This is a genomic window from Bordetella genomosp. 1 (assembly GCF_002261335.1).
In the GTDB taxonomy this organism is placed as follows: Bacteria; Pseudomonadota; Gammaproteobacteria; order Burkholderiales; family Burkholderiaceae_B; genus Bordetella.
Window position 1 is genome coordinate 108,661 of the sequence record NZ_NEVL01000001.1, and the last position, 20,254, is coordinate 128,914.

Sequence of the window (20,254 nt, forward strand, 5' to 3'; positions counted from 1 at the left end):
TCTTTTGTGCCCCCTCATCTTCAGGAGTTGCCATGAGCGACATCGCAGCCTTTCGCCCCGGCGTGTACCAGCACTACAAGGGCCAGCAATACCTCGCCCTGGGCCTCGCGCGCGCCGACGAGACCGACGAGACCGTGGTGGTCTACGTGCGCCTGTATGCGCGCGACGGCTTCCCCATGAACACGCGCCTGCTGCGCATCTGGAACGAAACCGTGCAGACCGAGAAGGGCGAGGTCCCGCGCTTCGCGTACGTCGGCCCCGAAAGCCAATAAGCGCATCCCGCCCTCGAGCCGCACCCCTCGCCCACACCGGCCCGCCACCTGAAAACAAAGGTGTCAGACTACATTTTTCGACCAGGCCGCCTGCGGGACACGCCGTCCAAACAAAGGTGTCAGACTACATTTTTGACATTCGCGCGCTGCGGAAAATGTAGTCTGACACCTTTGTTTTAATTGCAGTCTGACACCTTTTTGGGGTGGGGCGCGCCGCGTTTTGAGAGGGGGCGGACGAGGCAAAAAAAACGCCCCGGCGTACCGGGGCGTGAACTTGCAGGTGAGGCGGCAGAAATCAGTCGAGCTTGAGGTTGGCTTCCTTCACCACCTTCTGCCACTTCGCGATCTCGGCGCGGCGGAAGGTGTCGAGGTCGGCCGGGGTGGAGCCGATGGTCTCGGCGCCGATGCCGGCCAGGCTGGCGGCGATGGCCGGGTCCTTAAGCACTTCGGCAAGCGCCTTGGAGACCTGGTCGAGGATCTCCGGCGGCGTGCCGGCCGGCGCGAACACGGCGTTCCATTCATACGACTCGTAGCCGGGCACGCCCGACTCGGCCAGCGTGGGCAGGTCGGGGGCGGCGGGCGAGCGTTGACCGCCGCCCACGGCCACGGCGCGCAGCTTGCCGTTCTTCACGTGCTGCCAGGCCGAGCCCATGCTGGCGAACATCACCGGCACCTGGCCCGCCATCACGTCCACCATGGCCGGGCCGCCGCCCTTGTAGGCCACGTGTTCGAGATGGGTGTGGGCCAGCAGGTTGAACAGTTCGCCCGCCAGGTGCTGGGCCGAGCCCGGGCCCGCCGAGGCGAAGTACACCGGCTTGGACTTGTCCTGGCCGGCCTTGATCAGCTCGGCCACGCTGTTGATCGGCGCGCTCGGCGTGACGACCAGCACGTTGGGCACGCGCAGCAGCAGCGACACCGGCGCGAAATCGGCCAGCGTGTCGAACTGCATCTTGCTGTGCAGCGCCGGGTTCTGGGCGTGGTTGGAGGCGTCCAGCATCAGGGTGTAGCCATCCGGCTTGGCGCGCGCCACCGCCGCGCCGCCGATCATGCCGCCGGCGCCGCCGCGGTTCTCGATCACCACCGACTGGCCCAGCTTCTCCGCCAGCTTGGGGCCGATCAGGCGCGCCACCACGTCGACGGTGCCGCCGGGCGGGTAGGTGACGACCAGCGTCACCGGGCGTTCGGGATAGGCGGCCATCGCGCTGGCCGAGGCGATCAGCGTGGCGCCGGCGGCAAGCACGGCGCGGCGCGCGAGCGCGTTCAGAATGGTCATGGGTGGTCTCCTGTGATGCCAAAAAGTGCCGCCGGCGTGGCGGCCAATAGCGTATGGCGCATGGTGTCGTCGTCGACCCAGGCGCGCAGCCAATCGCACGCCAGACGGTAGTCGGCGCGGTCTCGGTTCTCGGTATGCGGCCAATCGCTGCCCCACATCAGCCGGTCGGCGGGGAAAGCGGTCAGCAGTTTATGCGTAGCCTGTCGGCCCAGCGCGGCGCAATCGGCGGGACGCCAGTTGCGGTAGGCGGCGGCCAGCTTGACCCAGACACGCCCGCTGGCGCCCTGGTCGAGCAGATATCCGAAGCCCGGGTCGGCGATCCCCAGGGCCGGGTCCGGCCGGCCGAAATGATCCACCACCACGCGGCAGCCCATGGCCAGCAGCGGCGTCACGGCCTCGTGCAGGCGCGCGGCCTCCATGTGCACCTCCACGTGCCAGTCCAGCGCCGTGATGGCGGCCAGCAGCGTCTGCCACGGCGCCGAAGTGAGCGCGGGCGTGGGCTTGGCCATCAGGTTGAGCCGGATGCCGCGCACGCCCGCCAGGTTCATGTCGGCCAGCTCGGCCGGCGTGACGGCGGCGTCAATCACGGCCACGCCGCGCAGCCGGCCGCGCGCCTGTGCCAGCGCGGCGAGCATGAAGCTGTTGTCGGTGCCCAGGAAGCTCGGCTGCACCAGCACGCCGTGGCTCATGCCGTGCGCGTCGAGCAGGCCCAGGTAGTCGGCCAGCGTGGCGTCGTAGTCCGGCGTGTAGCGGCGCGCGCCGACGAGCGGCAGGCCGCGCACGAACACATGCGCGTGCGTGTCGATGCTGAGCGGGCGGGGCTGGGCGGGCGTGAGAGCCAAACCGGTGTCTCCTGGGGCGTCGGGTGCGTGCTGCGGCTGGGGCCGAGCGCACTCGTGATTCTTGTGATGGCCGGATTCTAGGCAGACCCAGGTATATTGATCTATCCAGATAAAACGCTTTATTCATATCGATTCAATATGGAAACCCGGCACCTGCGACATTTCCTGGCCGTCGTCGACCACGGCAGCGTGAGCGCCGCCGCCAACTGGCTGGGCATCGCGCAGCCCGCGCTGTCGCAATCGATCGCGCGCATGGAAAAGGAGCTGGGCGTGACGCTGTTCGAACGCAGCCGCCGCGGCGCCCGGCCCACGCCGGCGGCGCTGTCGATCCTGGAGGATGTGCGGGTGAGCGTGACCCGCATCGATGCGGCCGCGCAGCGCGCGCAGGACATCGCGCGCGGCAGCGCCGGCCAGCTCACGGTGGGGCTGGTCTCATCGGCATTGTTCGACACGCTGCCGCGGGCCCTGCGCGCGCTGCGGCGCGCGGCGCCCGGCGTGCGGGTGGTGCTGCGCGAGTTGAGCAACGCCGAGCTGGCCGAGGCGCTCGCGCGCGGCGAGATCGACCTGGCCCTGATGCACACGCCCGTGGCCATCGCCGGCCGCATGCGCGAGCGGCTGCTGCTGCGCGATCACCTGGTGGCGGCGGTGCCCGACGAGTTCGAAGTGGAGGCGGACGGCAGCGTGTCGCTGGCGCAGATCGCGCGCGCCGGCCTGGTGCTGTTTCCGCAGGCCCAGCTGCCGGTGCTCAATGCGGGGATACTCGACGCCATGCGCAAGGCCGGCCTGGAGCCCTTCGTGGCGCAGGAGGCCAACCGCACGCTCACCGTGCTGTCGTGCGTGGCGGGCGGATGCGGCGTGGCGTTGTTGCCGAGCTGGATCCGCGCGCTCGATTTTCGCGGGGTGCGCTTCTGCGAGGTGCGCGACGGCGCCGCCCTGCCCTCGTTCGACCTGAGTGCGATCTGGCCGGCGCGTTCGGTGCCCACGCTGGCCGACCTGTTCGGCAACCTGGAGCTCGATCCGGCGCCCTGATGCCGCAGCCTTGCGGGCGCCGGTCGGGCTGTCAGCCTTCGGCCGGCGCCAGCGCGATCAGCGCCACGCCCTCGGCCACCTGGTCGCCGACCGCGTAGTTCACGCTTTCGACGCGGCCCGCGGTTGGCGCGGCGATGGTGTGCTCCATCTTCATGGCCTCCATCACCAGCAGCGCCTGCCCCTTTTCCACCGTGTCGCCGGCCTTCACCGACACCGCGATGATCTTGCCCGGCATGGGCGCGGTGAGGCCACCCGCGTGGCCCTCGGCCGCGTCGTCGGCGTGGGCCAGCGCGTCGTAGCGTTCGAGCACGAAGGTGGCGCCGTCGCGGAACACATGGGCGCGGCCCGCGTGCAGCACCACCGTGCCGGTGATCTCGCGATCGTCGAGCGACACGCGCAGGCCGTAGCTGAGTTCGGGATTGGCGCTGCGATGCGACTGCCAGCGCAGCGCGTGGCTGCGTCCGCCTTCGGAGAGCGTCCAGTCTGCGCCCTGGCGCACGAGCGTGATGTCGCGCGCCTCGCCCTGGTCGATCCAGCGCAGCGTCTGGGTGTAGCGGCCGCCCAGGCGCCAGCCGTCGCGCGCGTTCCAGGGGTCTTTGTCGTGGGCGCGCGGGCCCTGCGATCCGGGCGCGGCGAGGCCCTGCTGCACCAGCGCGGCCGCGCTGGCGAGCGCGATCACGCCCGCGTCGGCGGGCTGCGCGTCGGGCAGCAGGCTGGCGCGGCGGCGTTCGATCAGGCCGGTGTCGAGATCGGCCGCGGCGAACGCCTCGTCGCGCATCAGGCGCGTGAGGAAGGCCACGTTGGTCTGCACGCCCACGGCCTGCGTCTGGGCCAGCGCCTGGATCATGCGGGCGCGGGCCTGGTCGCGGTCGGCGCCGTGCACGATGAGCTTGGCGATCATCGGGTCGTAGAACGGCGTGATGGTGTCGCCCATGCGCACGCCGCCGTCGACGCGCACCGGCGCGTTCACGAAGGCCGCATGCGGCGGCAGGCCCAGATAGGTCAGGGTGCCGATCGACGGCAGGAAGCCGCGCTCGGGATTCTCGGCGTAGATGCGCGCCTCGATCGAATGCCCCTGGATGCGCAGGTCTTCCTGGCGCGCCGGCAGCGGCTCGCCCGCCGCCACGCGCAACTGCCATTCGACCAGATCATGGCCGGTGATCATCTCGGTCACCGGATGCTCGACCTGCAGGCGCGTGTTCATTTCCATGAAGTAGAAGCGGCCGTCGGGCTCGGCGATGAACTCGACCGTGCCCGCGCCCACGTAGCCCACCGCGCGCGCCGCCGCGCAGGCGGCCTCGCCCATGGCGCGGCGCCGTTCCTCGGTCATGCCCGGCGCCGGCGCCTCCTCGATCACCTTCTGGTGGCGGCGCTGCACCGAGCAGTCGCGCTCGAACAGGTAGACGCAATTGCCGTGGGTGTCGGCGAACACCTGGATCTCGATGTGGCGCGGCTTTTGCAGATAGCGTTCGATCAGCACGCGGTCGTCGCCGAAACTGGCGCTGGCCTCGCGCTGGCACGAGGCCAGCGCGTCCAGGAACGCCGCGCCGGACTCCACCACGCGCATGCCCTTGCCGCCGCCGCCCGCGCTGGCCTTGATCAGCACGGGATAGCCGATCGCATCGGCCTGATCCTTGAGAAAGGCGGGATCCTGGTTGTCGCCGTGATAGCCGGGCACCAGCGGCACGCCGGCCGTTTCCATCAGGGCCTTGGCGGCCGACTTGCTGCCCATGGCCGCGATGGCGCTGGCGGGCGGGCCGACGAACACGATGCCGGCCTCGGCGGCGGCGCGCGCGAAGGCCTCGTTCTCCGACAGGAAGCCGTAGCCGGGATGGATGGCCTGCGCGCCGGTGGCGCGCGCGGCCGCGAGGATGGCGTCGGCGCGCAGATAGCTGGCGCGCGGCTCGGCGCCGCCGATATGGACGGCGCTGTCGCAGGCGCTCACGTGGCGCGCGTTGGCGTCGGCGTCGGAATACACCGCCACGGTGCGCAGGCCCAGGCGGTGCGCGGTGGCGGCAACGCGGCAGGCGATCTCGCCGCGGTTGGCAATCAGCAGAGTGGAGAACACGGTGGCTCCTTCAGTTGCGGCGTGCAGACGCCGCGCACGGCATGCGGATGTATGCGGGTTACATGCGGAACACGCCGAACCGCGTGTCCTCTATGGGGGCATTGAGCGCGGCCGACAGGGCCAGCGCCAGCACGCGGCGGGTGTCGGCCGGCGCGATGATGCCGTCGTCCCAGAGCCGCGCCGTGGCGTAATAGGGATGCCCCTCGCGTTCGTACTGGTCGCGGATCGGCGCCTTGAAGGCCTCTTCCTCCTCGCCGCTCCATTGCCCGCCGCGCGCCTCGATGCCGTCGCGCCGCACCGTGGCCAGCACGCTGGCGGCCTGTTCGCCGCCCATGACCGAGATGCGCGCGTTGGGCCACATGAACAGCATGCGCGGCGAATAGGCGCGGCCGCACATGCCGTAGTTGCCGGCGCCGAACGAGCCGCCGATCAGCACCGTGAACTTCGGCACGTTGGCGGTGGCGACCGCGGTCACCATCTTGGCGCCGTGGCGCGCGATGCCCTCGTTCTCGTACTTGCGGCCCACCATGAAGCCGGTGATGTTCTGCAGGAACACCAGCGGAATCTTGCGTTGCGCACACAACTCGATGAAGTGCGCGCCCTTCTGCGCCGACTCGGAAAACAGGATGCCGTTGTTGGCCACGATGCCCACCGGCATGCCGTGGATGTGCGCGAAGCCGGTCACCAGCGTGGTGCCGTAGCGCGACTTGAATTCGTCGAACTCGGAGCCGTCGACGATGCGCGCGATCACCTCGCGCACGTCGTAGGGCTTGCGCGTGTCGGCCGGGATCACGCCGTTGAGTTCGGCCGGGTCGTAGCGCGGCTCGCGCACGTCGGCCAGCGCGAGCTGCTCGGGCTTGCGGCGATTGAGTCGCGCGACGGCATTGCGCGCGAGCTGCAGCGCGTGCAGGTCGTTGGCCGCGAGATGGTCGGCCACGCCCGACAGGCGCGTGTGCACGTCGCCGCCGCCCAGGTCTTCCGCGCTCACTTCTTCGCCGGTGGCGGCCTTCACCAGCGGCGGCCCGCCCAGGAAGATGGTGCCCTGGTTCTTCACGATGATGGACTCGTCGCTCATCGCCGGCACATAGGCGCCGCCCGCGGTGCACGAGCCCATCACCACCGCGATCTGCGCGATCCCGCGCGACGACATCACCGCCTGGTTGTAGAAGATGCGGCCGAAGTGATCGCGGTCCGGAAACACGTCGTCCTGGCGCGGCAGGTTGGCGCCGCCCGAATCGACCAGGTAGACGCACGGCAGGTTGTTCTGCGCGGCGATCTCCTGCGCGCGCAGATGCTTCTTGACCGTGATGGGATAGTAGGTGCCGCCCTTGACCGTCGCGTCGTTGCACACGATCACGCACTCGGTGCCGGCCACGCGGCCCACGCCGGTGATGATGCCGCCGCCCGGCGCCTCGCCCTCGTACATGCCGTGGCCGGCCAGCGGCGACAGCTCGAGGAACGGGCTGCCCGGGTCGATCAGCTGTTCGACGCGGTCGCGCGGCAGCAGCTTGCCGCGCGCCACGTGTTTGGCGCGGGCGGCTTCGTTGCCGCCCAGCGCGGTCTGGGCCAGTTGCCGGTCGAGGTCGTCGAGGGCGGTCTGCATGGCGCGCGCGTTGTCGGCAAAGTCGGCCGAGCGCGGGTCGATGCGGGATTCGATGATGGGCATGGAACCTGCCGTTTCTGCGAGGTTGGACTGCGGCTGCCGCGGCGTGGCGCGGCTTGTCTCGGCGCCGCGCTGACGGACGCAGCCCGTCGCGCGGTGTCTTTCTTTTGCACTGCACGGGCGCGCCGCGCCGGCGTACCGGCACGGCGCGCGCCGCATCACACCATTTCGATGGCCATCGCCACGGCTTCGCCGCCGCCGATGCACAGCGTGGCGACGCCGCGCTTGGCCTTCTTCTGGTGCAGCGCGCCGACCAGCGTGGCGACCAGGCGGGCGCCGGAAGCGCCGATCGGATGGCCCAGCGCGGTGGCGCCGCCGTGCACGTTGACCTTGTCGTGCGGCAGGTCGAATTCCTTCATCGCGGCCATGGTCACCACGGCGAAGGCTTCGTTGATCTCGTAGAGATCGACGTCGGAGGCCTTCCAGCCGGTCTGCTCGAACAGCTTCTTGAGGGCGCCGACCGGGGCGGTCGTGAACCACTGCGGCTCGTGCGAGAACTGGGTCTTGGCCACGATGCGGGCCAGCGGCTTGACGCCGAGCTTCTCGGCGGTGGACGCGCGCATCAGCACCATTGCCGCGGCGCCGTCGGAGATCGACGAGGAGTTGGCGGCGGTCACCGTGCCGTCTTTCTTGAAGGCCGGCTTGAGCGAGGGAATCTTCTCCGGCATGGCTTTTTGCGGGGCCTCGTCGGTATCGATCACCACGTCGCCCTTCTTGCCGGCGACCGTGACGGGCGCGATCTCCCACTTGAAGCTGCCGTCTTCGGTAGCGGCGCGGGCGCGGCGCAGCGATTCGAGCGAGAAGGCGTCCTGCTGTTCGCGCGTGAAGCTGTACTTGCCGGCGCAATCCTCGGCGAACACGCCCATGGCCTTGCCGCGATCGTAGGCGTCTTCGAGGCCGTCGAGCGCCATGTGGTCGTACACGGTGTTGTGGCCGTAGCGGTAGCCCTGGCGCCCCTTGAGCAGCAGGTACGGCGCGTTGCTCATGCTTTCCTGGCCGCCGGCCACCACCACGTCGACCGAGCCCGCGGTCAGCAGGTCGGCGCCGAACATCGCGGCCTTCAGGCCCGAGCCGCACACCTTGTGGATCGTGGTGCAGCCCACCGAATGCGGCAGCCCCGCGCCGAGCGCGGCCTGGCGGGCGGGCGCCTGGCCCTGGCCGGCCTGCAGCACGTTGCCCATGATGACTTCATCGACCTGTTCGGGCTTGATGCCGGCACGCTCGACGGCCGCCTTGATGGCGACGGCGCCCAGCTCGTGCGCGGCCAGGCCGGACAGGCTGCCCAGCATGCCGCCCATCGGGGTACGGGCAACGGAAACAATGACAATGGGATCGGACATGACTTGCTCCTAAAAATCGAGGACGGATGAAGGCGGATCAGGCGGCGTGCGCCGCTTCGGACCGCAGACGCCTGTCGGTATCGTAAGGGAAAAAATCGTCGATCCTGCCGTGCGCGACGCGCGCCTGGCAGGCCTGCCACCACGCCGGCGCGAGCAGCTCGGCATGGTGACGCATGAAGGCGCTCCGCACGCGCGGGTCGCCCAGCAGGAACTGGCTGAACTCCTCGGGAAAGACATCATTGGGACCGACCGAATACCAGGGTTCGTCGGCAAGCTCGGCCTGCTCGTCGGGCGCGGGCGGGATGGCACGGAACTGCATTTCGGTCAGGCGCTGGATCTCGTCGTAGTCGTAGAACACCACGCGGCCCAGCCGGGTCACGCCGAAGTTCTTGTAGAGCATGTCGCCCGGAAAGATGTTGGCGCTCGCGAGCTGGCGGATCGCATCGCCGTACTCGCGCACGGCGCCGTCCACGTGCGTATCGGACGCCTGGCGCAGGTAGAGATTGAGCGGCGTCATGCGGCGCTCGATGTAGACGTGGCGGATGATGATGGTGTCGGCCGACTCCTCGAGCAGGCTGGGCACGGCGGCGCGCAGCGTGTCGAGCAGGCGCGGCGCGAAGCGCGCGCGCGGCAGGGCCACCTGCGAATACTCCCAGGTGTCGGCCAGCCGGCCGACCCGGTCGTGCAGCTTCACCATCTGGTACTTGCGCCGCACCGTGGCCGGCGTCATGCCATCCTTCTCGATACGGTCGCGGATCAGCTTGAACACGTAGGGATACGAGGGCAAGGTGAACACGCACATCACCATGCCCGGGATGCCCGGGGCGAGATCGAACACGTCGTGCGAGTGCGCGAGGTGCTGCAGGAAGTCGCGATAGAACAGCGTCTTGCCCTGCTTCTGCAGGCCGATCATGGTGTAGAGCTCGGCCTTGGGCTTGCGCGGCACCAGGCTCGCCAGGAAGTCCACCACGGCCGACGGCGTTTCGGTGTCCACCAGAAAATAGGCCCGCGTGAACGAAAACAACGCGGAGAGATCGTCCACGCCCATCAGCAGCGCGTCGAGCTCGACCTGGCCGGCGGCGTTGCGCACCAGCGCCACCGCAAACGGATGCACCATGCCCTGGTTCACCACGCGGCCCACGATGTAGGCGGTGGTATTGCGGAAGAACAGCGTCGAGAGCGTCTGGATCTGGCAGTCGGGCGCCAGTCGGGGCGCGCCCCGGCGCGGCAGTTGCGCGCGCAACCGCCGGACCGCGCTGCGCGCCAGCAGCCGCACGTCGCGCGGCAGGTCGGCATAGGGCAGCGCCAGGCCGTACTCGGCCACCATCCGCACCAGGCAGGCCTGCAGGCCGTCGGTGAGCGGATACTGCACCCGCCAGGCCGGCAGCCGGCTGTCGAGGTAATCGGTGGCGACCGCCGGCCGCACGAACAGGAAATCGTTGTGGAAGTAGTCGCGGTGCAGCACCCGGCACGACACCGAGTTGTAGAAGGTCTCGGCGCATTCGGGCTGGCGATGACCGGCCAGCAGGGTCACGTATTCCTGGCGCACCGCCTGCCAGAAGGCCGTGTCGGCGGCCGCATCGGCCTGCGCGGCGCAGGCGGCGAGCGCCTGTTCGGCCTGGTGCGCGCACTCGCGCACGCGCATGTCGTAATACTCGATGCGCTCGCGCGAGAGCTGGGCGATGCCGTGCCAGTCGCCCGACTCGAACAGCGCCTTGGCGCGCTGCGCGCTGTAGCGGAACAGCGCGTAGTGGCGGTCGAAGCCCGCCAGGATCAGGCGCGCCAGCACCGACGGCTCCGGCGCGGGCGCCGGAGCCGGTTCGATGCGCAGCAGGTCGCCCGAGGCGCTCATGGCAGGGTCAGGCCGTCTCGGCGAAGAGTTCGCGGCCGATCAGCATGCGGCGGATCTCGCTCGTGCCGGCGCCGATCTCGTACAGCTTGGCGTCGCGCCACATGCGGCCCACCGGATACTCGTTGATGTAGCCGTTGCCGCCCAGCAGCTGGATGCCCTCGCCGGCCATCCAGGTGGCCTTCTCGGCCGTGTACAGGATCAGCGCCGCGCAGTCCTTGCGCACCTGGCGCACGTGCTCGCGGCCCAGGCGGTCGAGGTTCTTGCCCACGGTGTAGGCAAAGGCGCGGCTCGCCTGCAGCGAGGTATACATGTCGGCGATCTTGCCCTGGATCAGCTGGAACTCGCCGATGGCCTGGCCGAACTGCTTGCGGTCGTGCACATAGGGCACCACCACGTCCATCACGGCCTGCATGATGCCCAGCGGGCCCCCGGACAGCACGGCGCGTTCGTAATCGAGGCCGCTCATCAGCACCTTCACGCCGGCATTGAGCTGGCCCAGCACGTTCTCCTCGGGCACCTCGCAATCCTGGAATACCAGCTCGCCGGTGTGGCTGCCGCGCATGCCCAACTTGTCGAGCTTCTGCGCGATCGAGAACCCCTTGAAGCCCTTCTCCACCAGGAATGCCGTGATGCCGCGCTGGTTGGCCTCGGGGTCCGTCTTGGCATAGACCACCAGGGTGTCGGCGTCGGGGCCGTTGGTGATCCACATCTTGGTGCCGTTGAGCACGTAGCGGTCGCCCTTCTTGTCGGCGCGCAGCCGCATGCTGACCACGTCGGAGCCGGCGCCCGGCTCGCTCATCGCCAGCGCGCCCACGTGCTCGCCGGAGATCAGCTTGGGCAGGTAGCGCGCCTTCTGCGCTTCCGTGCCGTTGCGGTGGATCTGGTTCACGCACAGGTTGGAGTGCGCGCCGTAGGAGAGCGCCACCGAGGCGCTGGCGCGCGAGATTTCTTCCATCACCACCATGTGGGCGAGATAGCCCAGGGCGGTGCCGCCGTATTCTTCGCTCACCGTCATGCCGAGCACGCCGAGGTCGCCGAACTTGCGCCACAGGTCCATCGGGAATTGGTCGTCGCGGTCGATCTCGGCGGCGCGCGGCGCGATCTCGGTCTGCGCGAAATTGCGCACCGCGTCGCGCAGCATGTCCAGGTCTTCGCCCAGATCAAAATTCAGGCCGGGAATATCCATGGGTGTCTCCGTGATAGTGAATACCCACATTCTGGTGGCGGGCTGGTCCCGTGCCGGAGCGCGGATCCCGCAGGATCATGATGCGCCGGCGGCGGGCGCTCGGGCAATGATGCAGTGCAAATATAACGTTTACGTAAACGTAAAGATCACTCGGGTTTTCCCGTAACCGTGGCGCGCGGCGCGGGGCGCCAGGGCGTGGGCCGGCCGCCGGCACGGCCGCACGCTGACCATGGGATGGACGGGAAGGCGGGCGGCCGGTGGCTCAGCCCAGGCGCGCCAGCAGGGCGCGGCAATCGGCCTCCTGCTGCGCGATCTCCTGCAGGGTTTCGTCGATGTCGCGGCGCTGCTGTTCCAGCATCGCGCGGTGCTCGTCCAGCACGCTGAGGTACTGGCGCAGCTGCGGTTCGGTGTCGCCCGGGCCGTCGTACATATCGATGAGACTGACGATCTCCGCGAGCTGCAGGCCCAGCCGCTTGCCGCGCAACGCGAGCTTGAGGCGCGTGCGGTCGCGCGCGCCGTAGACGCGGTTGCGACCTTCGCGCAGCGGGCTCACGATGCCCTGATCCTCGTAGAAGCGGATCGTGCGGGGCGTGATGTCGAACTCGCGGGCGAGCTCCGAGATGGTCCAGGTTGACGAGGGCATGCGGCGTGTGGCAGTTTACGTAAACGTAAATTATGATGGTTCGATGCCACCGTCAAGCTGGAAGAGACAGCCGATGAATCCCAACGAAAGCAAACTGGCCTACCCCTGGGGCGACACCCAGCCCGAACCGGGCCGCGCGCTCGAGGTGGCGCCCGGCGTGAAGTGGTTGCGCATGCCGCTGCCGTTCGCGCTCGACCATATCAACCTCTGGCTGATCCGCGACGAGCGCGATGGCCGCGCCGGCTGGACGGTGGTCGACTGCGGCATCTCGCGCGACGAGGTCAAGGCGCGCTGGGAGGACGTGTTCGAGCACGAGCTCGAGGGCCTGCCCGTGCTGCGGGTGCTGGTCACGCACATGCATCCCGACCACGTCGGCCTGGCCGACTGGCTCTGCGAGCGCTGGAACGCCGAGCTGTGGATGAGCATGACCGACTACATGGTGGCGGTGCTCTGGTCGTCGCGCCGCGGGGATGCGGGCGCCGGCCCCGGCGGCCAGGCCGCCGTCGAGCACTTCGCCCGCCATGGCCTGCTCGATCCCGAGGCGCAGGAGCAGATCCGCCAGCGCGCCAACTATTACCCCGGCCTGGTGCCGTCGATGCCGCGCCGCTACACGCGGGTGCTCGACGGCGACGTGCTGCGCATCGGCGCGCACGGCTGGCGCGCCATCGTAGGCTATGGCCACGCGCCCGAACACATGTCGTTCCAGTGCGATGCGCTGGGCGTGCTGATCTCGGGCGACATGGTGCTGCCGCGCATCTCCACCAACGTGAGCGTGTTCGACTACGAGCCCGACGCGAATCCGCTGCCGCTCTACCTGCGCTCGCTCGACCATTACGAGGGCATCGCCGAGGACACGCTGGTGCTGCCCTCGCACGGCCGGCCGTTCCGCGGCCTGCACGAGCGCATCGCCCAGCAGCACGCGCACCACGCGGAGCGCCTGGCCGAAGTGCTGCAGGCCTGTGCGACGCCGCAGTCCACCACCGACATCGTGCCGGTGATGTTCCGCCGCAAGCTCGATCTGCACCAGCTCACCTTCGCCATGGGCGAGGCGCTGGCGCACCTGCATGCGCTCTATTTCGAGGGCAAGCTCAGCCGCCATACCGATGCCGACGGCATCGTGCGCTTCACGCGGACCTGAGCCGGCGGCGTCCGCCGTCTGCCGGCATGAAGGCCTGCATCCGCAGGCCTTTTTCTTGGCCTCAGCGGCTGGCCGTGGCCAGCCGCACGGCGAGTCCGATGAACACGATGCCGGCCACCCGATTGAGCCAGCGTTGCGCATTGGGCGAGCGCTGCAGCAGCTCGCCGAACGCGCCCGAGAAGAAGGCGATCGCGCCGAACACCAGCAGGGTCGCCACCATGAACACCGCACCGAAGACCGCGATCTGCGTGGCCAGCGGGCCCGCGTCGGGCCGGGTGAACTGCGGCAGGAAGGCGAAGAAGAACAGCAGCACCTTGGGGTTGGTGAGGTTCATGATGATGCCGCGCCGATAGAGCGCGGCCCCCGGCAATCGCGCGGGCCGGGCGGCGTCGTTCGTGCCCACGGGCGCGCGCAGCACCTGCCACGCCAGATAGAGCAGATAGGCGGCGCCCGCCAGCTTGAGCGCCGTGAAGGCCAGCGGCGAGGCGGCGAACACGGCGGCCAGGCCGACCGCCACGGCGGCCGTGTGGCCCAGCAGGCCGGTGCACAGGCCGAGCACCACCAGCATGCCGGCGCGCCGGCCCCACAGGGCCGACTGCATCAGCACGAAGACGTTGTCCGGGCCGGGCGTGAGCGCCAGCAGCACGGCGATGCCGAAGAATGCGATGAGGGTATCCGGAGTGGGCATGGTGAGGTTCGCTCAATGAACAGATCGGCGCCCGCGGGCGCTGCGCGCGGCGCGGGCTGCTGGCATGATACGGTCAAACGCCGCGCAGCCGCGCACCTCACAGGAGACGTCATGAATGCTCGCCCGGACAGCCCGCCCGATGCCGTGCTCGAGCGCCTGCTCACCGAACGCCACAGCTGCCGCGCCTTCCGGCCCGAGCCCGTGCCGCGGGCCGTGATCGAGCGCATCCTGGCGCTGGCGCAGCGCACGGCCTCCTGGTGCAACTGCCAGCCCTGGCGCGTGACGATCGCGAGCGGCGCCGCGCGCGACCGGCTGCGCGAGGCGCTGCTGGCGCGTGCCACCGAAGGCGCCGCGTTCGCGCCCGACTTCGACTTTCCGGCGCAGTATCGCGACGAATACCTGGCGCGGCGCCGCGAATCCGGGTTCCAGCTCTACGGCGCGGTCGGCGTGCCGCGCGGCGACCGCGAGGCCTACCGGCGCCAGGAGCTGCGCAACTTCGCGCTGTTCGATGCGCCCCACGTGGCGGTGATCACCTCGGATGCCGAGCTCGGGGTCTATGGCGCGATCGATTGCGGCGGCTACGTGGCCGACTTTCTGCTCGCGGCCCAGGCCCTGGGCGTGGCGACCGTGCCGCAGGCATCGCTGGCCATGTATCCCGAACTGTTGCGCGCGCAACTCGACCTGCCCGACAGCCACAAGGTGGTGTGCGCGATCTCGTTCGGCTATGAAGACACGGCCCATCCGGCCAATGGCTATCGCACCCGCCGCGCCCCGCTCGACGAGCTGGTGAGCTGGCGCGACGACTGAACTCAGTGGCGGTTGAAGTCGCCCGGCAGCGGCATGCCCTTGCGGGCGTAGGCGTCGCGCATCAGTTCGAACTCGCTCTGGGCCAGGCCGCGGTCGAGCAGCGCGTTGACCAGGCGGCGCAGGTCCGAGCGGGCGGCGCGCTGGCGCGACAGATGGCGCCGGCTCAGCTCCAGGTCGAGCAGTGCCACGTGCACCGTGTCGGCCTCGGGCCGCACGAACACTTCCTTGGGATACAGGTGGCCGTGCTTGCGGCTGGCGCTGTGCAGCGGCGCCAGCGCGTCCAGCACGTGCGTCAGGATGCGGGCGCGCTCGGGCTCGTCCCAGCGATGACAGGAGAAGCCCTCTTCGAGGCTGATGTAGCCGTCGAGCGCGCGGGTGACCAGCATGGCATGCCAGCCGTCGGCCTCGCGGCGCATGTCGAAGGCCACGCCCGGCGCGGTCGGCACGCCCAGCCGCGCGAAGGTCTGCAGGTTGTTCCATTCGCGCAGCAGCGTGGGCGCGCCCAGCGGATAGCGCAGCGAGCGGAACAGGAAGTTGTGCTGCCGCTTCACGTAGTAGGCGTTGCCATCTTCCAGCGTGACGCGTTGCACGCCGCTCATGCCGCCGCGGCGGTAATTGGGCGGCTCGGCCCATTCGCCCTGCACGGTCCACCAGAAGTCCAGCGAGGGGGTGGTGGCGTCGCGCGTCATGAAAGAAGTCTCCGGGAAAGGGCAGCTTGTCTTGGGCGGGCGATGGGGTACCCTCTTGGGGCATCCGGGCCGCGCCTGTGCTGCCGGGGTGATGCGGCACATTATGTAATACTTTTGAAATAGACGACGGCGAATCGCCGTAACCGCTTCCTATTCGCGCTTTTTTCGCCTGAAAAACCGCAGATTCCGCCACAGGTGTCTGTCTCTCGCCACACTATTCCGCCATGTCCAACGACTCGTCCCACCACATCGATACCCTGTTGCAGCACATGGGCACCGCCCCGTTTGATCCCGCCACGGGCGCGGCGCCGGTGAACCTGCCCTCGATGCGCGCCAGCACCGTGCGGTTCCAGAACCTCGCCGCGCTCGAGGCCACCCAGAAGCGCAAGGGCGCGGGCGAACGCGCCGCCACCTACGGCCGCATGGGCATGGATACGCACGCCGCGCTGGAACAGGTGTTCTGCGAGCTCGAAGGCGGCACGCACTGCTACCTGGCGCCCTCGGGCCTGGCCGGCATCACGATGGCCATGATGGCCCTGCTCTCGGCCGGCGAACACGCGCTGGTGGCGGACTGCGTCTATGGTCCGGTGCGCGAGCTCGACGCCGCGGTGCTGGAGCGCATGGGCATCCAGACCACCTACTTCCACGCCACCGAAGACCTCGACGCCCTGGTGCGGCCCAACACCCGCATGCTGTACGTGGAGGCGCCGGGCTCGCTGCTGTTCGAGATGCTCGACATGCCGCGTCTCGCCGACTTCGCGCGCAAGCACAAGCTGATCCTGGTCACCGACAACACCTGGGGCTCGGGCTATATCTACCGCCCGCTCACGCTGGGCGCGCAGGTGTCGGTCATCGCGGGCACCAAATACGTGGGCGGCCACTCCGACCTGATGCTGGGCGCCGTGGTCACCAACGACGAGACCATCGCCCGCCGCCTGAACCGCACCCAGTACGCCATGGGCTATTCGGTGAGCGCCGACGACGCCTGGCTGGCGCTGCGCGGCGTGCGCACCATGCCGATCCGCATGAACGAACACGCCCGCCACGCGCTGCAGGTGTGCGAGTTCCTGGCGGCCCGGCCCGAGGTGGCGCATATCTACCACCCGGCCTGGCCCGGCGACGCCGGCCACGCGCTGTGGCAGCGCGACTGCACCGGCTCGAACGGCATGCTGGCGGTGCAACTGCGCTTCGATCCGGCCCAGGCGCGCCGCTTCGTCGACGCACTCACCCTGTTCGGCATCGGCTTCTCGTGGGGCGGCTTCGAAAGCCTGGTGCAGCTGGTCACGCCGGGCGAGCTGGCGCGCCATGCCTACTGGAAGGGCGGCAGCGACGCGCTGGTGCGCCTGCACATCGGCCTGGAATCGCCGGCCGACGTGATCGCCGACCTGGGCCAGGCCCTGGCGCGCGCGGCAGGCTGAGGCCGCGCGGCGCCAAAGAAAAAGGCGGGTGCATCGCTGCACCCGCCTTTTTTGTTGCGCGCGAAACGGCTTACTGGGCGCGCGCCAGCGGGATCAGGCGGTCGATCTCCTTGATCGCGCCCTCGTAGCTGTTGCCCGCCAGGACCGGCGAGGTCATGAACTTGCCGCCGACGGCGAACGAGGGCGTGCCCTCGATGCGGTAGGCCTGGGCCAGCTGGTTGGCGCGTTCGACCTGGGTCTGCACGCTGAACGAATCGAACACGGCGTCGAAGCGGGCGCGGTCGACGCCTTGCGCGGCGGCCCATTCACCCATCGCCTTCTTGTCGAACAGGCGCTTGCGCTCGCCGTGGATCGCGGCGAACACCTTGTCGTTCAGGTCGAGGCGATCGAGCGCGGCCAGCGTGTAGTACAGCTGCTGCAGCGGCTTCATGCCGGCGTTGAAGGCGATCGGCACCTGCTTGAGCACCACGTCGGCGGGCTTGGTCTTGGCCCAGTCTTCGACCATGGGCTGCATGGCGGCGCAGTGGGGGCACGAGTAGGCGAAGAACTCCAGGACTTCGATCTTGCCCGGGGTGTCGGACGGCAGCGGCGGGTTGATCGCCACGTATTGCTGCGCGGTGCCCTGTGCCTGGCTGACGGGGGCGAACAGGCTCGCCGCGGCCAGGGCGGTGACGGCCAGCAGGCGGGAGAACAGAGTGGACTGCATCGAGCGTTTTCCTGAGAAAGAGTGTGACTGGTGACTGACCAGCGGACCGGGCCGGAAGTTCAATCCGGCCCGCCCGCCCTACTGCCGCACCACGGCGGATTCGATTTTATTTTCACCCAGGCGGCTGCGCGCCCGGTTCATGTCGTCGAGCTTGGCGAACGGACCGACGCGGACCCGGTTGACCTGCACGCCATTGACCTCGGCCTTGGTCACGTTGACCGGCAGCCCGAGCATCAGGATGCGGGCCTTGAGCGCATCGGCGTCTTCCGTCTTGCGATAGGCGCCCGCCTGCAGGAAATACGTGCCGGAGCCGGAGGCCGACGGGGCGGCGCTGGCCACCGCCGCCGGCTTGTTCGGCGCCGGCTTGGCGGCCGGTTTGTCGGCGCCGGACAGCGAGGTGCCGGTGCCGGGCGCCGCCGGGGCCGGCTGGGCCGGCGCCTGGGTGCTGCCGGGCAGCGTGGCGATCAGCGCGCCGAGGTCGTCGATCGGGCCGGTGCGCGGCGTGTCCGGCGTGTCGGGCAGCGGCGCGGGCGAGGTCGCGGTCGGGCCCGTGGGCGCGGTGCCGGCCGGGCCGTCGCGGCCGTACAGGCCCTGGTTGGGATCGGGCGCGTTGCGCGGGTCGGGCTGCTTGGTGTTGTCCGGCGTGCCGCGCGAGGCGCGGTCGACGAACGGCATCGGTGCCTTGGTGACGTAGAACGCCACCGCGGCCGCCACGACCAGACCGATCAACAGTCCGGCCAGGACGCCATACAGGGTGCTGCCGCCTTGGCTGGAGCGCTTGCTGGTCTTGCGTTTGGTCGCCATGAATCCTTTTACATCCGTTGCGGCGCGCTCAGGCCCAGCAGGGCCAGGCCATTGGCCAGGACCTGACGGGTGGCGGCCGCCAGACGCAGGCGCGCGAGCTTGAGCGCCTCGTCGTCGATCAACACACGTTCCGCGTTATACCAGCCGTGGAAGTCGGCGGCGCAATCGCGCAGCCAGAAGGCGATATGGTGCGGGGCCAGTTCCTGGGCGGCGAGCTTGATCACCTGCGGGAACTCGGCCAGGCGTTGCAGCAGCGCGAACTCCGACGGCGCCGTCAGCAGCGCGGTGTCGGCGGCGGCCACGGCGGCCTCGTCCATCGCGGCGTTGGCGATCATCGTGCAGATGCGGGCGTGCGCATACTGGATGTAGAAGACCGGGTTCTCGTCGCTCTTGGACAGGGCCAGGTCGATGTCGAACACGAATTCCGTGTCGGCGCGGCGCTGGATCAGGAAGTAGCGCACCGCATCGCGGCCGACCCAGTCGATCAGGTCGCGCATGGTGACGTAGCTGCCGGCGCGCTTGGAGATCTTCACCTCTTCGCCGCCCCGCATCACCTTGACCATCTTGTGCAGCACGTAGGCGGGAAAATCCTTCGGGATGCCCTCTTCCAGGCCCTGCAGGCCGGCGCGCACGCGCGCCACGGTGCCGTGGTGGTCGCTGCCCTGGATGTTCACGGCCTGGTGGAAGCCGCGCTCCCACTTGGCCTTGTGATAGGCCACGTCGGGCACGAAGTAGGTGTAGCCGCCTTCGCTCTTGCGCATGACGCGGTCTTTGTCGTCGCCGGTGCCGAGCTCGGTGGTGCGCAGCCACAGCGCGCCGTCCTGCTCGTAGGTGTGGCCCTTGGCGATCAGCGCCTGCACGGTCTGTTCGACGCGGCCCGACGAATACAGCGAGCTCTCGAGGAAGAAGTTGTCGAACTTCAGGCCGAAGGCCTGCAGGTCGAGATCCTGCTCGCGGCGCAGGTAGGCCACCGCGAACTGGCGGATGTCTTCGAGGCTGTCGACGTTGCCGCTGGCCTGCACCGGCTCGCCGTCGGAGGCCTGCACCGACTTGCCGGCCTTGAAATCGTTGGCGATGTCGACGATGTAGTCGCCCTTGTAGCCGTCGGCGGGCCACTCGGGGCTGTCGGGGCCCTGGCCGCGCGCACGGGCCTGCACGCTGATGGCGAGGTTGTCGATCTGGTTGCCGGCGTCGTTGTAGTAGAACTCGCGCGTCACGTCGCAGCCGGTGGCGTCGTAGAGACGGCAGATCGAGTCGCCCAGCGCGGCCTGGCGGGCGTGGCCCACGTGCAGCGGGCCGGTGGGGTTGGCCGACACGAACTCGACCAGCACCTTCTCGCCGTTGCGGGCGGCGCGGCCGAACTCGGCGCCCTGGGCGTCGATGGCGGCGATCACGGCCTGGCGCGCGGCCGGCGTGACGCGCAGGTTGATGAAGCCGGGGCCGGCGATCTCGGCGGCGTCGATCAGACCGCGGGCGGCGGGATCGGCGGCCAGCGCGTCGACGATGGCCTGGGCCAGCTCGCGCGGATTGCGCTTGGCCGGCTTGGCCAGTTGCATGGCCACGTTGGTGGCGAAGTCGCCGTGCGCGGCGACTTTCGGACGCTCGAGCTGGATGTTGGGCGTGGCGTCGGGCAGGCTCTGCGCAACGGCGGCCTGGATCAGTGAAATCAGTTGTTTCTGTTGCTCGGGGAGCATGTGCTGTCGTCGTTAGTGGCGGCAGCCGGCTGCGCGGGGCGCCGGGGCTGCCGGAAGCCGGTTGGCCGGGCCGGGTTGGCGCCGCGGCCGATGGGCGGGGCGCGGGATGGCGCCACGGGCGGGCCCGGCGGTCTGGGAGATG

The 20,254-nt window shown here is 69.4% G+C and carries 18 protein-coding genes; 5 read left to right on the forward strand and 13 right to left on the reverse strand.

Translation table 11 applies throughout. The annotated features are described in order from the left end of the window. The first annotated feature begins 32 nt into the window (after nt 1-32). A complete protein-coding gene (locus CEG14_RS00470; protein WP_094824395.1) occupies nt 33-272 on the forward strand; it encodes a DUF1653 domain-containing protein in 240 nt (79 codons plus the stop codon). Between the two features lie 295 nt (nt 273-567). On the opposite strand, the gene CEG14_RS00475 is transcribed toward CEG14_RS00470, so the two are convergent. After that, nucleotides 568-1,545, reverse strand: a complete 978-nt coding sequence (locus CEG14_RS00475) for a tripartite tricarboxylate transporter substrate binding protein (RefSeq protein ID WP_094824396.1) — start codon at nt 1,543-1,545, stop codon at nt 568-570. Then, complete coding sequence (locus CEG14_RS00480) at nt 1,542-2,387, reverse strand: amidohydrolase family protein (protein WP_094824397.1); 846 nt, start codon at nt 2,385-2,387, stop codon at nt 1,542-1,544. Before CEG14_RS00480 ends, CEG14_RS00475 begins: the two co-directional genes overlap by 4 nt. A gap of 138 nt (nt 2,388-2,525) precedes the next feature. Here CEG14_RS00480 and CEG14_RS00485 point away from each other — a divergent pair, with 138 nt between their 5' ends. Continuing rightward, entirely contained in the window at nt 2,526-3,416 is an 891-nt protein-coding gene (locus tag CEG14_RS00485) for a LysR family transcriptional regulator (RefSeq protein WP_094824398.1), read from the forward strand. Between the two features lie 31 nt (nt 3,417-3,447). On the opposite strand, the gene CEG14_RS00490 is transcribed toward CEG14_RS00485, so the two are convergent. The 6 genes from CEG14_RS00490 to CEG14_RS00515 form a co-directional block, all read right to left on the reverse strand. Next, nucleotides 3,448-5,484 (reverse strand): acetyl/propionyl/methylcrotonyl-CoA carboxylase subunit alpha, encoded by a 2,037-nt coding sequence (locus tag CEG14_RS00490; RefSeq protein ID WP_094824399.1) that lies wholly within the window; start codon nt 5,482-5,484, stop codon nt 3,448-3,450. 58 nt (nt 5,485-5,542) lie between these two features. Then, nucleotides 5,543-7,150: a carboxyl transferase domain-containing protein gene (locus tag CEG14_RS00495; RefSeq protein ID WP_094824400.1), complete on the reverse strand. Its 1,608-nt coding sequence runs from the start codon at nt 7,148-7,150 to the stop codon at nt 5,543-5,545. A 155-nt stretch (nt 7,151-7,305) separates the two neighbouring features. Further along, entirely contained in the window at nt 7,306-8,487 is a 1,182-nt protein-coding gene (locus CEG14_RS00500) for an acetyl-CoA C-acetyltransferase (protein ID WP_094824401.1), read from the reverse strand. Between the two features lie 37 nt (nt 8,488-8,524). Further along, nucleotides 8,525-10,339, reverse strand: a complete 1,815-nt coding sequence (aceK, locus tag CEG14_RS00505) for a bifunctional isocitrate dehydrogenase kinase/phosphatase (RefSeq protein ID WP_094824402.1) — start codon at nt 10,337-10,339, stop codon at nt 8,525-8,527. A gap of 7 nt (nt 10,340-10,346) precedes the next feature. After that, nucleotides 10,347-11,525, reverse strand: coding sequence for an isovaleryl-CoA dehydrogenase (locus CEG14_RS00510; RefSeq protein ID WP_094824403.1), 1,179 nt, complete (start codon nt 11,523-11,525; stop codon nt 10,347-10,349). Nucleotides 11,526-11,787: 262 nt separating this feature from the next. Continuing rightward, nucleotides 11,788-12,168 carry a MerR family transcriptional regulator gene (locus CEG14_RS00515; RefSeq protein WP_094824404.1) on the reverse strand — a complete coding sequence of 127 codons (381 nt, stop codon included), beginning with the start codon at nt 12,166-12,168 and terminating at the stop codon, nt 11,788-11,790. 73 nt (nt 12,169-12,241) lie between these two features. On the opposite strand from CEG14_RS00515, the gene CEG14_RS00520 reads away from it, so the two are divergent. Next, nucleotides 12,242-13,306: an MBL fold metallo-hydrolase gene (locus CEG14_RS00520; RefSeq protein ID WP_094824405.1), complete on the forward strand. Its 1,065-nt coding sequence runs from the start codon at nt 12,242-12,244 to the stop codon at nt 13,304-13,306. 61 nt (nt 13,307-13,367) lie between these two features. On the opposite strand, the gene CEG14_RS00525 is transcribed toward CEG14_RS00520, so the two are convergent. Then, the gene (locus CEG14_RS00525) at nt 13,368-13,994 is read right to left on the reverse strand and encodes a LysE family translocator (RefSeq protein WP_094824406.1); all 627 of its coding nucleotides are present in this window, start codon (nt 13,992-13,994) and stop codon (nt 13,368-13,370) included. A 111-nt stretch (nt 13,995-14,105) separates the two neighbouring features. Between CEG14_RS00525 and CEG14_RS00530 the strand changes: the two genes are divergently transcribed. Further along, on the forward strand, nt 14,106-14,801 hold the full coding sequence (locus CEG14_RS00530) for a nitroreductase (RefSeq protein ID WP_094824407.1): 696 nt from the start codon (nt 14,106-14,108) through the stop codon (nt 14,799-14,801). Between the two features lie 2 nt (nt 14,802-14,803). Here the strand turns inward: CEG14_RS00530 and CEG14_RS00535 are convergent, their stop codons facing one another. Continuing rightward, a complete protein-coding gene (locus tag CEG14_RS00535) occupies nt 14,804-15,490 on the reverse strand; it encodes a lipopolysaccharide kinase InaA family protein (protein ID WP_179280518.1) in 687 nt (228 codons plus the stop codon). Between the two features lie 224 nt (nt 15,491-15,714). Between CEG14_RS00535 and metC the strand changes: the two genes are divergently transcribed. After that, on the forward strand, nt 15,715-16,908 hold the full coding sequence (metC, locus tag CEG14_RS00540) for a cystathionine beta-lyase (RefSeq protein ID WP_094824409.1): 1,194 nt from the start codon (nt 15,715-15,717) through the stop codon (nt 16,906-16,908). A gap of 70 nt (nt 16,909-16,978) precedes the next feature. Here metC and CEG14_RS00545 read toward each other — a convergent pair whose 3' ends face one another. The 3 genes from CEG14_RS00545 to argS all read right to left on the reverse strand — a co-directional run bounded on the left by CEG14_RS00545 (nt 16,979) and on the right by argS (nt 20,112). Further along, nucleotides 16,979-17,614: a thiol:disulfide interchange protein DsbA/DsbL gene (locus CEG14_RS00545; protein ID WP_094824410.1), complete on the reverse strand. Its 636-nt coding sequence runs from the start codon at nt 17,612-17,614 to the stop codon at nt 16,979-16,981. A gap of 78 nt (nt 17,615-17,692) precedes the next feature. Beyond that, a complete protein-coding gene (locus CEG14_RS00550) occupies nt 17,693-18,418 on the reverse strand; it encodes an SPOR domain-containing protein (RefSeq protein ID WP_094824411.1) in 726 nt (241 codons plus the stop codon). Between the two features lie 8 nt (nt 18,419-18,426). Next, nucleotides 18,427-20,112, reverse strand: coding sequence for an arginine--tRNA ligase (gene argS / locus CEG14_RS00555; protein ID WP_094824412.1), 1,686 nt, complete (start codon nt 20,110-20,112; stop codon nt 18,427-18,429). Between the last annotated feature and the right edge of the window lie 142 nt (nt 20,113-20,254).